Origin of the sequence: Agrobacterium sp. NPDC090283 (genome assembly GCF_044769685.1) — a bacterium.
Lineage (GTDB): Bacteria > Pseudomonadota > Alphaproteobacteria > Rhizobiales > Rhizobiaceae > Agrobacterium.
The window spans coordinates 169105-181520 of record NZ_JBIVYG010000004.1 but is presented as its reverse complement, the minus strand read 5'-3'; the positions used below and the strand labels follow the sequence as shown (position 1 = coordinate 181520).

General features: G+C 60.2%; 11 protein-coding genes. 4 read left to right on the top strand and 7 right to left on the bottom strand.

Translation table 11 applies throughout. The features are described 5' to 3' along the window. Positions 1-95 precede the first annotated feature (95 nt). From purU to ACIQUH_RS08170, 7 genes are all read right to left on the bottom strand, one after another. A complete protein-coding gene (gene purU / locus ACIQUH_RS08200; protein ID WP_400813599.1) occupies positions 96-980 on the bottom strand; it encodes a formyltetrahydrofolate deformylase in 885 nt (294 codons plus the stop codon). Between the two features lie 89 nt (positions 981-1069). Beyond that, the gene (gene glnT / locus ACIQUH_RS08195) at positions 1070-2377 is read right to left on the bottom strand and encodes a type III glutamate--ammonia ligase (RefSeq protein ID WP_400813598.1); all 1308 of its coding nucleotides are present in this window, start codon (positions 2375-2377) and stop codon (positions 1070-1072) included. An 84-nt stretch (positions 2378-2461) separates the two neighbouring features. Next, complete coding sequence (locus tag ACIQUH_RS08190; protein ID WP_400813597.1) at positions 2462-3790, bottom strand: FMN-binding glutamate synthase family protein; 1329 nt, start codon at positions 3788-3790, stop codon at positions 2462-2464. 16 nt (positions 3791-3806) lie between these two features. Continuing rightward, positions 3807-4493: a protein GlxC gene (locus ACIQUH_RS08185; RefSeq protein WP_400813595.1), complete on the bottom strand. Its 687-nt coding sequence runs from the start codon at positions 4491-4493 to the stop codon at positions 3807-3809. Positions 4494-4530: 37 nt separating this feature from the next. Next, positions 4531-5436 carry a glutamine amidotransferase family protein gene (locus ACIQUH_RS08180; protein ID WP_400813594.1) on the bottom strand — a complete coding sequence of 302 codons (906 nt, stop codon included), beginning with the start codon at positions 5434-5436 and terminating at the stop codon, positions 4531-4533. Positions 5437-5532: 96 nt separating this feature from the next. Next, complete coding sequence (locus ACIQUH_RS08175) at positions 5533-6210, bottom strand: helix-turn-helix domain-containing protein (protein WP_400813593.1); 678 nt, start codon at positions 6208-6210, stop codon at positions 5533-5535. Between the two features lie 34 nt (positions 6211-6244). Continuing rightward, on the bottom strand, positions 6245-7219 hold the full coding sequence (locus ACIQUH_RS08170) for a GlxA family transcriptional regulator (protein ID WP_400813592.1): 975 nt from the start codon (positions 7217-7219) through the stop codon (positions 6245-6247). 89 nt (positions 7220-7308) lie between these two features. Between ACIQUH_RS08170 and ACIQUH_RS08165 the strand changes: the two genes are divergently transcribed. The 4 genes from ACIQUH_RS08165 (at position 7309) to soxG (ending at position 12413) form a co-directional block, all read left to right on the top strand. After that, positions 7309-8559, top strand: coding sequence for a sarcosine oxidase subunit beta family protein (locus ACIQUH_RS08165; protein WP_400813591.1), 1251 nt, complete (start codon positions 7309-7311; stop codon positions 8557-8559). Between the two features lie 77 nt (positions 8560-8636). Beyond that, on the top strand, positions 8637-8912 hold the full coding sequence (locus ACIQUH_RS08160; protein WP_400813590.1) for a sarcosine oxidase subunit delta: 276 nt from the start codon (positions 8637-8639) through the stop codon (positions 8910-8912). Continuing rightward, the gene (locus ACIQUH_RS08155; RefSeq protein ID WP_400813589.1) at positions 8909-11872 is read left to right on the top strand and encodes a sarcosine oxidase subunit alpha; all 2964 of its coding nucleotides are present in this window, start codon (positions 8909-8911) and stop codon (positions 11870-11872) included. The genes ACIQUH_RS08160 and ACIQUH_RS08155 overlap by 4 nt, the downstream gene beginning before the upstream one ends. Beyond that, complete coding sequence (gene soxG / locus ACIQUH_RS08150; protein WP_400813588.1) at positions 11865-12413, top strand: sarcosine oxidase subunit gamma family protein; 549 nt, start codon at positions 11865-11867, stop codon at positions 12411-12413. Before ACIQUH_RS08155 ends, soxG begins: the two co-directional genes overlap by 8 nt. The last annotated feature ends 3 nt before the right edge of the window (positions 12414-12416 follow it).

The following is a 12416-nucleotide window of genomic DNA, read 5'->3' as shown; positions in this document are numbered from 1 at the left end:
AACGACACGGGAGATGGCTTTTGTATTATGGCGTACCAGCTTATTTAGCGCTGTGCTCTCCTTAAGGCAACATCAGCGCGACGTGCGGAGAATGGTCATCCCATTCTTTCCGAAGCATAAGAGCCGGGACCGGGAGGAAACACCACGGTTCGGCTGCCGTTCAGGAATACGCGCCGGTGAATATGGGCGTGGATGGCACGCGCCAGCACCTGCGCCTCCACATCCCGGCCGAGCGAGACATAATCCTCGGCCGACTGCGCATGGGTGATGCGAACGATATCCTGCTCGATGATCGGCCCTTCATCCAGATCGGCCGTCACATAATGGGCCGTCGCACCAATCAGCTTCACACCGCGCTGATAGGCCTGCTTGTAGGGGTTCGCCCCCTTGAAGGACGGCAGGAAGGAATGGTGGATATTGATGATCTTGCCCGACATCGCCTCGCACATCCTGTCGGAAAGCACCTGCATGTAACGCGCCAGCACGACGAGTTCCGTGCCGGTACTTTCCGCGATCTCCATGATCCGGGCTTCGGCCTGCGGCTTGTTCTCCTTCGTCACCGGAATGTGGTGAAAGGGAATGTCGTGATTGACGACCACCTTCTGGTAATCGAAATGGTTGGAGACGACGCCGACAATATCGATCGGCAAGGCCCCGATACGCCAGCGATAGAGCAGATCGTTGAGGCAATGGCCAAAGCGCGACACCATGAGCAGAACCTTCATCCGTTCGGACTGGTCGTGCAGCGCCACCTCCATGCCGAATTTCTCCGAAATCGGCGCGAGCCCTTCCATAAGCGCATCACGCGTCGCGCCTTCCTCGGATATGAAGCCCACGCGTATGAAAAAACGACCGGTACCGAGATCGTCGAATTGCGAACTGTCGACGATGTTGCAGCCTTTCTCCGCCAGAAAACCTGAAAGGGCGGCAACAATGCCGCGGGTGGATTTGCATGTTACGGTCAAGACGAAGTTCGTCATCTGGCGGTCTCCCTGTCATAGATATTAGAAAAACCCGCGCGGTTTGACGCGCGCGGGAAAAGCCGCAAGGGCGGCGGGGAAAACCGGGCTCAGACGTCGAGCGTGGTCTGGTGCTCCCAGGCGGTGAACTGCGAGCAATAGCTGTTCCACTCGCCCTGCTTGAGCTTCAGATAGGCCTTGGAGAATTCCGTGCCGAGCGCCTGCTGTAACTCCGCATCCTTCTCATATTCGCGCAGCGCATCGAGAAGATTGAGCGGCAGCTTCGGCGCATCCGTAACCGTATGACCCTCACGATACATGTCGATATCGTGATGCGGACCGGGATCCGCCTTGGAGCGGACACCCGAGAGGCCGGCAGCGATGATGATGGCCTGCAGCAGATAGGGGTTCACCGCACCATCCGGCAGGCGCAGCTCGAACCGCCCCGGCCCCGGCACGCGCACCATATGGGTGCGGTTATTGCCGGTCCAGGTCACCGTATTCGGCGCCCAGGTGGCACCGGAAATCGTGCGCGGCGCGTTGATGCGTTTGTAGGAATTGACCGTTGGATTGGTGACGGCCGCAAGAGCGGACGCATGTTTCATGATGCCGCCGAGAAAGGTCTTGCCCTTGGCCGACAGACCGAACGGCATTGCCTTGTCGGCGAAGGCGTTGACCTTGCCGTCGAGGTCCCAGACCGAGATATGGGCATGGCAACCGTTGCCGGTCAGCCCCTTGAACGGTTTGGGCATGAAGGTGGCGCGCAGCCCGTGCTTTTCGGCAACGGACTTGACCATGAACTTGAAGAAGGAATGTTTGTCGGCGGTCTGCAGCGCGTCGTCATATTCCCAGTTCATCTCGAACTGACCATTTGCGTCCTCATGGTCGTTCTGGTAGGGCTTCCAGCCCAGTTCCAGCATATAATCGCAAATCTCGGCGATCACATCGTAACGGCGCATGACGGCCTGCTGGTCGTAGCAGGGCTTTTCCGCCGTATCGTATTCGTCGGAGATTTTCGCACCGTCGGGCGAAATCAGGAAAAATTCCGGCTCGACGCCGGTCTTGACCCTGAGCCCTTCGCTTGCCGCTTCCGCAATGAGTTTTTTCAGCACCACGCGCGGCGCCTGTTCCACCGGCTGGTCTTCCATCACGCAATCGGCAGCAACCCAGGCAACATCTTTTTTCCATGGAAGCTGGATGACCGAAGAGGCATCCGGCACGGCGAAAAGATCGGGATGAGCAGGCGTCAGATCGAACCATGTGGCGAAGCCGGCAAAACCCGCGCCACCCTTCTGCATATCGGCGATCGCTTCCGCCGGCACCAGCTTGGCCCGTTGGCCACCGAAGAGATCGGTATAACTGATCATGAAATATTTGATGCCCTTTTCGGCAGCAAATTTGGAGAGGTCCAGTGTCACGTCATTCCCCTTTTTTTGGTATCAGACACTTCATTGAAAAAAGACGGGCACATCCTCCCAAATGCGCCCGTCCGTTCTTATGACTTAAAAGCTGCCTTTCCCCGGGAACCAGTTCGTTCCCGCCAGCGGAACCTGCGCCATGGCAGCCGCCTCCATGGTCAGCGCCACCAGATCTTCCGGCTCCAGATTGTGGAGATGGTTCTTGCCGCAGGCACGCGCGATGGTCTGCGCTTCAAGCGTCATGACCTTCAGGTAATTGGCAAGGCGGCGGCCGGCAGTGACGGGATCGAGGCGTGCTGCCAGTTCCGGGTCCTGCGTGGTGATGCCGGCGGGGTCTTTGCCTTCGTGCCAGTCATCATAAGCGCCGGCCGTGGTGCCGAGTTTCTGATATTCCTCTTCCCAATGCGGATCGTTATCGCCAAGCGCCACCAGCGCCGCAGTGCCAATGGCAACCGCATCGGCACCGAGCGCCAACGCCTTGGCGACATCAGCGCCTGAGCGAATGCCGCCGGAGACGATGAGCTGCACCTTGCGGTGCATGCCGAGATCCTGCAGCGCCTGAACGGCGGGACGAATGCAGGCGAGCGTGGGCATGCCGACATTTTCGATGAAGACATCCTGAGTGGCCGCCGTTCCGCCCTGCATGCCATCAAGCACCACCACGTCGGCGCCGGCCTTTACCGCCAGCGCCGTGTCGTAATAGGGCCGTGCACCGCCGACCTTGATGTAGATCGGCTTTTCCCAGTCGGTGATTTCACGCAGTTCGAGAATCTTGATTTCGAGATCGTCCGGCCCGGTCCAGTCGGGATGGCGGCAGGCGGAACGCTGGTCGATGCCCTTCGGCAGGTTGCGCATATTGGCGACGCGATCGGAAATCTTCTGGCCGAGCAACATGCCGCCGCCGCCCGGCTTTGCGCCCTGGCCGACAACGACCTCGATGGCGTCCGCACGGCGCAGGTCTTTCGGGTTCATGCCGTAACGTGAGGGCAGGTACTGGTAGACCAGCGTCTGGCTGTGGCCGCGCTCCTCATCCGTCATGCCGCCATCGCCCGTCGTCGTAGACGTGCCGGCAATGGTCGCGCCACGGCCAAGCGCTTCCTTGGCATTGCCCGAGAGAGCGCCAAAACTCATGCCGGCAATGGTGATCGGCGTTTTCAGCGTGATCGGCTTCTTGGCGAAACGCGTGCCTAGCGTGACGGTCGTATCGCATTTCTCACGATAACCTTCGAGCGGATAACGCGAGATGGATGCGCCGAGAAACAGCAGGTCGTCGAAATGCGGCACCTTGCGCTTGGTGCCGGCGCCGCGAATGTCATAAATGCCGGTTGCCGCCGCGCGGCGGATTTCCGCCAGCGTATGGTCGTCAAAGGTTGCGGATTTGCGCGGCGGGGTGAAGGGGTTGTGATAGCTCATCGGAATATCCCTCGCCTCAATACGCGTCGGCGTTGTCGATGTTGAAATTGTAGAGCGTGCGGGCCGAACCGTAGCGCTTGAACTCACCGGGGCTGACATCCGTGACGCCGGCCTTTTCGAGAAGCTCTGCAAGCTTTTCGAGATGTTCCGGGCGCATCTCTTTTTCGATGCAATCGGCACCCAGGCTCTTCACCGAACCGCGCACGAAAAGCTTCGCCTCATAAAGGCTGTCACCCAGCGCATCGCCCGCATCGCCGCAGACGACGAGATGGCCGGACTGGCCCATGAAGGCGGACATATGGCCGATATTGCCTTTCACGACGATATCGATGCCCTTCATGGAAATGCCGCAGCGGGAAGCGGCATTGCCCTTGATGACCAGCAGCCCGCCGCGACCGGTGGCGCCCGCATATTGCGAGGCGTCGCCTTCGATGACGACGGTGCCGGACATCATGTTTTCAGCGACACCCGGCCCGGCCGAGCCGTGAACGGTGACGGTGCCACCATCATTCATGCCGGCGCAATAATAGCCGACCGAACCGTGCACATCGACGGTGACGGGGCTGTCGATGCCGACGGCGACGGCATGGTGGCCGCGCGGATTGACGACTTCGAATCCGGTATCGTTGACACCGGCGGAGAGGCCATGAAGTGCGCTATTCAGTTCACGCAAGGGCGTTTGGGATAGATCGAAAACTGGCATGGATTATGACTTTCAAAACAGGCGCCGATGACGGGTCTCAGGCGGCCTTTTCATGGTCCCAGAAATAGACGGTCGCCGGTTCCGGCTCCCACACGCGGGCGTTTTCAATGCCGGGCAGGTTGACGAGCGCGCGATATTCGGAGCCGAAAGCGACATATTGATCGGTCTCGGCCATCACTGCCGGCTTGCAGGCGATGGGATCCCGCACCACGCCGAAACCGGATTTGGTGCCGACGACGAAGGTGAAGAAACCATCGAGATCATCGAGCGCACTTGTCAGTGCTTCGCCCAGATCTTTGCCCTTGGCCATCTCAGCCGTGAGATAGGCGGCAGCGACTTCCGAGTCGTTCTGGGTCTCGAACGTCATGCCTTCGCGCACCAGTTCGCGGCGCAGATTATTGTGGTTGGAAAGCGAACCATTATGCACCAGGCATTGGTCAGCGCCGGTGGAGAATGGATGCGCGCCAAGCGTCGTCACTGCCGATTCCGTCGCCATGCGGGTGTGGCCGATGCCATGGGTGCCGGCCATGGAGCGCACGTCAAAGCGGGCGACCACGTCCTTTGGCAGGCCGGTTTCCTTGTATATTTCCACACTGTCGCCGGAACCCATTACCCGCACATTCGGGCGGATGGTGGCGAGAACCGCGCGAATTCCGTCAAGCTTCTGCGATGGAATATCCAGCACCGCATGGGTGCTCTTCACCGTGACCACGGCGTCAACGCCGTTTTCCTTCAGCGCCTCGGCAAGGCCCGAAAAATCGGCAGCGGGATCGGCCGACTGGATCGTCACTTTCGCACGGCCATTGGCCGCACTTCCATAGATCGCAATGCCGGCCGAATCCGGCCCGCGATCGGTCATGGTGACCAGCATGTCCGAAAGCAGCTGGCCCAGCTGCGGTTCAAGGCTTTTGTCTTTCAGGAATAGTCCAACAATGCCGCACATCGACAGGCACCTCCATTCGTTTCTGAATGAAGGGCTAACATATGGAATTCCATTCCGTCAACTATCAGGAATATTTTTTTCTTCTAAGGCAAATTCTCAATCATTGGTCATTCGCCTTTGCGGATAGGAGATGATCGACAGATACCGCGCCGGAAGCTTCACCAACTCTTCCGGCCCGTGCGGCGCATCGGCGTCGAAAAACAGGCTGTCGCCGGCCTGCATGGTGAAAAGCTGCTCGCCATGGCGATAGACCACCTCGCCTTCCAGCATGTAGAGAAACTCCATGCCCTCATGCTGGAAGGTCGGGAATACGTCCGAATCCTTGGTGAGCGTGATGAGATAGGGCTCTACGGTGACGCCGCTGGTATTGTTGTCGATATGGCCGAGCAGGCTGTATTGATGACCGGCGCGGGTGCCCCTGCGCTCGATATTCACCCCCTGCCCCGCCTTGACGAAGGTGGCGCTGCGCGGCTCCTCGAAACCGCGGAAGAAAGCCGTAATCGGCACGCCGAGCGCCTTGGAGAGCGTTTGCAGCGTGGTAAGCGACGGGGAGATATTGCCGTTCTCGATCTTGGACAGCATGCCCACGGAAACGCCAGTGGCCGAAGCAAGATCGGTGACGGTGATGCCGAGCTTCTTGCGATAGGCGCGCACCTCGTGGCCGATCGCCATTTCCAGATTGTTGACCCTCGGCTCGCGAACGGCATGCGGATCCTGCGACGGGAACGCAGCTTCGGTCTTGGTGGCATCCTTCGCCATGGTGTCCTCCGGCATTATCGTGTTTTCCCTTCCTTACAGGAAAACTATTTTAATTCGGAGGAAATCTTTGCCGCATGGCATTCGGCGTCTGACCGAAGCGAGCCTTAAAACTTCCTGAAAAATGGCCTGCACTGGAAAAGCCGGTGGCAAAGGCCACTTCCGCGATGGAGAGCGGGCTTTGCTCCAGCAATCGCCGGGCGTGATCAAGACGGATTGCGCGGTATGTCTCCAGAAAACTCGACTTCAGGTGGGTCGCGAAAAGCCGGTCGAGGTGGCGTGCGCTTGTGCCCGCCAGCTTTGCCATGGTCTGCCGGTCGAGAGGGCTTTCGATGGTCGTTTCCATTTTTTCCAGCACGGTCAGCAAGGCCGGATGGTTGGTGCCATGACGTTCCGCTGAGGAACCGCGCTGCGGTGCGCCGGGCTCGGCGATGGCCGTATGCAGATACCAGTCGCTGACACGCCTTGCGAAATGCGCACCCATTCTCTGCGAAATCATCGCATGCATCATGTCGAGGGGCGCCACGCCGCCGGCGCAGGTGATGCGATCCCCATCGAAAACAAACCGCGCCTGCCGGGGCGTGAGATGGCCGAAGGCCTCTTTCAGCACCGGCGCATGTTCCCAATGAATGGTGAAATCGCGGTTTTCCAGCAATCCCGCCGCTGCCAGCACATAAGCGCCGCTGGAAATGCCCCCGATCCTGACACCCTGCCGCGCCAGCCGCCGTAACGTCCCATAAGAATTTTCCGCAACGGTCCAGTCCTGCGGCCCGCCACCTGCACAGACAAAAATCGTATGGCATCGTTCGCCGGCAGCGGCGAGCGCCTCGCAGCCGACAATGATGCCGGACGAGCTTCTGACTGCCTCGCCATCGAAAGACAGGGGAACCACATCGTATAGATCGGTTCCAGCAATCAGATTGGCGGCGCGCAATGGCTCCGCCGCCGAGGCGTAGGACATCAGCGCAAAATTCGGAACCAGGATGAAACCAATGCGCTGGACATTCTTCTGTTCGATGGTCGTCATGTCTTTTTTTTAAATCAGAATGTCCCTTATCTGCAATACCCTTCCGTACAGCATCGCTAAGCTTGCTTGATATCGTTCGAGGTTCGCAGATGCGCTATTCCGCCTTTTCCATTTTCAAGAACGGCCTTTTCGGCAACAAATCGTGGAAACCCGCATGGCGGGATGTGTCACCGAAACCCCATTATGACGTCATCATCGTCGGCGGTGGCGGGCACGGGCTGGCGACCGCCTATTATCTCGCCAAGGAATTCGGCGTCACCAATGTCGCGGTGCTGGAGAAAAACTACATCGGCTCCGGTAATGTCGGCCGTAACACCACGATTATCCGCTCCAATTATCTGCTGCCGGGCAACAATCCTTTCTACGAGCTTTCGATGAAGCTGTGGGAAGGGCTGGAGCAGGATTTCAACTTCAACGCCATGGTTTCCCAGCGCGGCGTGTTGAACCTCTTCCATTCGGATGCGCAGCGTGATGCCTATACAAGGCGCGGCAATGCCATGCGGCTGCACGGCGTCGATGCCGAGTTGCTGGACCGCGCCTCGGTAAAGGCCATGCTGCCGTTTCTCGATTTCGACAATGCCCGTTTTCCCATTCAGGGCGGCCTGCTGCAAAGGCGCGGCGGCACCGTCCGTCACGATGCCGTAGCCTGGGGTTATGCCCGCGGCGCAGATAGCCGGGGCGTCGATATCATCCAAGGCTGTGAGGTAACGGGCATTCGCCGCGAAAACGGGGCGGTCGTGGGCGTCGAAACAAGCCGCGGCTTCATCGGTTGCGGCAAGCTGGCTTTGGCGGCGGCGGGCAATTCCTCTCAGGTCGCCGCCATGGCCGGGCTGAAGCTGCCGATTGAAAGCCACGTTTTGCAGGCGTTCGTCTCCGAGGGTCTGAAACCCTTCATCGACGGCGTCGTCACTTTCGGGGCGGGCCATTTTTACGTCTCGCAATCGGACAAGGGCGGCCTCGTTTTCGGCGGCGATATAGACGGCTACAATTCCTACGCCCAGCGCGGCAATCTGGCGACGGTCGAACATGTGGCGGAAGCCGGCAAGGCGATGATACCGGCCCTCTCCCGCGTCCGGGTTCTGCGCTCCTGGGGCGGCATCATGGATATGTCGATGGATGGTTCACCGATCATCGACCAGACCCCCATCGATAATCTCTATCTGAATGCCGGCTGGTGTTACGGCGGCTTCAAGGCGACGCCCGCCTCCGGTTTCTGCTTCGCCCATCTTCTGGCGCGCGGCATACCGCAGGAAACGGCGACGGCCTTCCGGCTGGACCGCTTCCGGCGCGGTTATCTCATCGATGAAAAAGGCCAGGGCGCACAGCCCAACCTTCACTAAATCTGTAGCGGGATTTCAGGCGAAATCCGTTCCCGGTTTTCGCCATCCCGCTATCTCGCGGATCAAGGACATTCGAAATGGCAAGTCTCGTGCCCTGCCCGCATTGCGGGCCAAGACCCAAGGAAGAATTCACCATCAAAGGTGCTGCCCTCACCCGGCCTGAAGCGGATGCCGGCACCGAGGAATGGTTCGACTATGTCTATCTGCGCGACAATCCTCGCGGCACTTATGAGGAGTATTGGCACCACACATCCGGTTGCCGCCGCTGGCTGGTCGTGGCCCGCGATACCGTCACCCACGAAATATCCGCCTGCCGCGACGCTGCCGAAAAGACGAAAGTGACAAGCGCATGAGCTCCCACCGCCTGAAGACCGGCGGTCTGATCGACCGCTCCAAACCACTCTCCTTCACCTTCGACGGCAAGACGATGTCTGGCTTTGCGGGCGACAGCCTCGCCTCCGCCCTGCTCGCCAATGGCCAGCAACTCGTCGGCCGCAGTTTCAAATATCACCGCCCGCGCGGCATATTGACGGCGGGCGCCGCCGAGCCGAATGCCCTGATGACCATCGGCAGCGGCGGCCGAACGGAGCCGAATACGCGCGCCACCATGCAGGAGCTTTATGCCGGGCTGGAAGCGAAAAGCCAGAACCGCTGGCCCTCGCTCGATTTCGATATCGGCGCGTTGACCGGCCTTCTGTCGCCTTTCCTCGGCGCGGGATTTTACTACAAGACCTTCATGTGGCCCGCCGCCTTTTGGGAGAAAATCTACGAGCCCTTCATCCGCAAGGCGGCCGGTCTCGGCAGGGCGAGCTACGAGGTGGACCCGGATGCCTATGACAAATGCTGGGCGCATTGCGATCTGCTGGTGATCGGCTCCGGCGTTACAGGACTTGCGGCAGCTCTCACCGCCGGCCGCGCCGGCGCGCGCGTTATCCTTGTCGATGAACACTCCGTGGCAGGCGGCGGGCTTCTCTCCGAAACCGCGACCATCGGCGGCAGGAGCGCCGCGGATTTCGCCGCAAACTGCGTCGCCGAACTCGAAGCCCTGCCGAATGTGACGGTGCTGCCGCGAACCACGGCCTTCGGCTGGTATGATGGCAATGTCTTCGGCGCGCTGGAGCGGGTGCAGAAACACCTGGCCAACCCGAAAGCGCATGTGCCCGTGGAGCGCCTGTGGCGCATCGTGGCCAAGCGCGCTTTGCTTGCCACCGGCGCCGAAGAGCGGCCGCTGGTGTTCGGCGGCAACGATATTCCCGGCGTGATGATGGCCAGCGCCATGCGCAGCTATCTCAACCGTTATGCCATAAGTCCCGGCACGGCGACGGCGATTTTCACCACCAACGACAGCGGTTATGCGCTCGCCCGCGACCTGGAAGCACAGGGTGTCACGCTCGCCGCCATCATCGATAGCCGCGAGCAGGGCAATCCGGGCTACGAAGGCAAGGCGCGGGTCATCAAAGGTGGCGTCGTTTCGAATGCGAAGGGCGGCAGGGCGCTTTCCGCCATCGAGATTTACGCGAATGGCCGCACGGAAAGCCTCAACGTGGATGCGCTCGCGATGTCGGGCGGTTTCAGTCCCATCATCCATCTCGCCTGCCATCGCGGCGGCAAGCCGGTCTGGTCGGAAGACCATGCCGCTTTCCTGGCGCCCGGCAATCTCAGGGGGTTGGAACTCGCCGGCGCGGTTTCCGCAGCGAACGGCATCGCTGCTTGCCTTGAGGATGGCGCGAGAAAGGGCGCGGCGCTCGCGCAAGACCTCGGCTTTGCATCAACCACACCGACATTCGGCATGGTGGAAAACGATATCGTGGCTCCGCCAGCAAAGGCGCTCTGGTCGATCCCCGGTATCAAGGCGAAAGCCTTTGTCGATTACCAGAACGATGTTCATCGCAAGGATCTGGGTCTCGCCATCCGTGAAGGTTACGGCCATGTCGAACTGGCCAAGCGTTATACGACAAACGGCATGGCGACCGATCAGGGCAAGCTTTCCAATGTCAACGCCATAGGCCTGCTGGCCGAAGCCCGCGGCGTTTCCCCGGCGGATGTCGGCACCACCACCTTCCGGCCGTTCTATACGCCCGTCTCCTTTGGCGCGCTCACCGGAGCCTATCACGGGCACCATTTCCAGCCTGTGCGCAAATCGCCGCTGCATGGCTGGGCCGAGAAAAACGGCGCGATCTTCGTTGAAACCGGCCTCTGGTATCGCTCCTCGTGGTTTCCGCGCAAAGGCGAAAACGGATGGCGGGAAAGCGTCGACCGCGAGGTATTGAACGTCCGCAAAAATGCCGGGCTCTGCGATGTCTCGATGCTCGGCAAGATCGAGATCTGCGGCAAGGACGCCGCCGAATTCCTCAACCGGGTCTATTGCAACGCTTTCCTCAAGCTGCCAGTCGGCAAGGCGCGTTATGGCCTGATGCTGCGCGAAGACGGCATGATCTACGATGACGGCACCACCAGCCGGCTGGAGGAGAACCGCTTCTTCATGACAACCACCACGGCCTATGCGGCGGGTGTCATGAACCATCTGGAGTTCTGCGCGCAGGCGCTCTGGCCGGACCTTGATGTACGCCTCGCCTCCGTCACCGATCAATGGGCGCAGATGGCGATTGCCGGACCGAAGGCACGCACCATCCTCCAGAGAATCGTCGATGAGGATATTTCCAATGAAGCCTTCCCCTTCCTTGCGGCCAGGGAAGTCTCGCTGTTTGGCGGGCAATTGCACGGACGCCTGTTCCGGATTTCCTTCTCCGGCGAACTGGCCTACGAGCTTGCCGTCCCGGCCGGCTACGGTGAAAGCGTTGCCGATGCACTGATGGAAGCAGGAAAGTCCAATGGCATCATGCCCTATGGCGTCGAGGCGCTGGGCGTGCTGCGCATCGAAAAGGGCCATGTCACCCATAACGAAATAAACGGCACGGTGGTGCCCACCGATCTCGGCTTCGGCAAAATGGTCTCCGCCACCAAGGCCGATTTCATCGGCCGGCGGATGCTGGAACGCGAGGGGCTTTCCGCAGCGGAGCGTCCAAGCCTCGTCGGCGTCGTGCCGCTTGATAAAAACCAGTCCTTCCGCACCGGTTCGCATATTCTCGAAAGGGATGCGGCGGCAACGCTGGAAAACGATCAGGGTTATGTGACCTCAAGTGCGTTTTCACCGCATCTCGGCTCCACTATCGGCCTCGCCCTCGTCAAGAATGGCCCTGCCCGCCACGGCGAGGAGGTCATGGTCTGGAACGGTCTGCGCAATGAATTCACCGCCGCCCGCATGTGCCATCCGGTTTTCTTCGACCCTGAGAACGAGAAGCTCCATGTCTGATTTCAAGCCTGATTTCAAATCCGGTTTCCGGCCGACGCTCCGCCCGGTGCTGGGCGCAAAGGGGGCGATTGCTTCCACCGCCATCAAGCTCTCTGCCCTGCCGGAAGGCGCGATCATCCATGTGCTGGCCGCGCCCGGCGCAGCGGATATGGAAGTCCGCCTGCGCAGCTTCGCAAAAGGCGATGTGCGGGCGGTCTCTCCCGGCCAATGGTTCATCGTCGGCGAAGAGCCACTGTCTCATGCGGATATGAAAGCGGTTCTCGCGGCACTTGAGCCGCAGGCAACGGGTGTGGACCAAAGTCAGGGGCGCGTACGAATCCGCATCGAAGGCAAGATGACCGAGCGGGTGCTGGCAAAAGGAACGGCGGTCGATCTTTCCCTCGCAGCCTTTCCGGTGGGACGTTCGGCCACGACATTGATCGGCCATATCGCCGCCCATCTCACTCGGCTTGATGAGCAGGTGTTCGAAGTCATCGTTTTGCGCGGTTTCGCCGAAAGCCTGTGGGACGATCTCGCCCGGATGAGCCTCGAATTCCAGTGATCC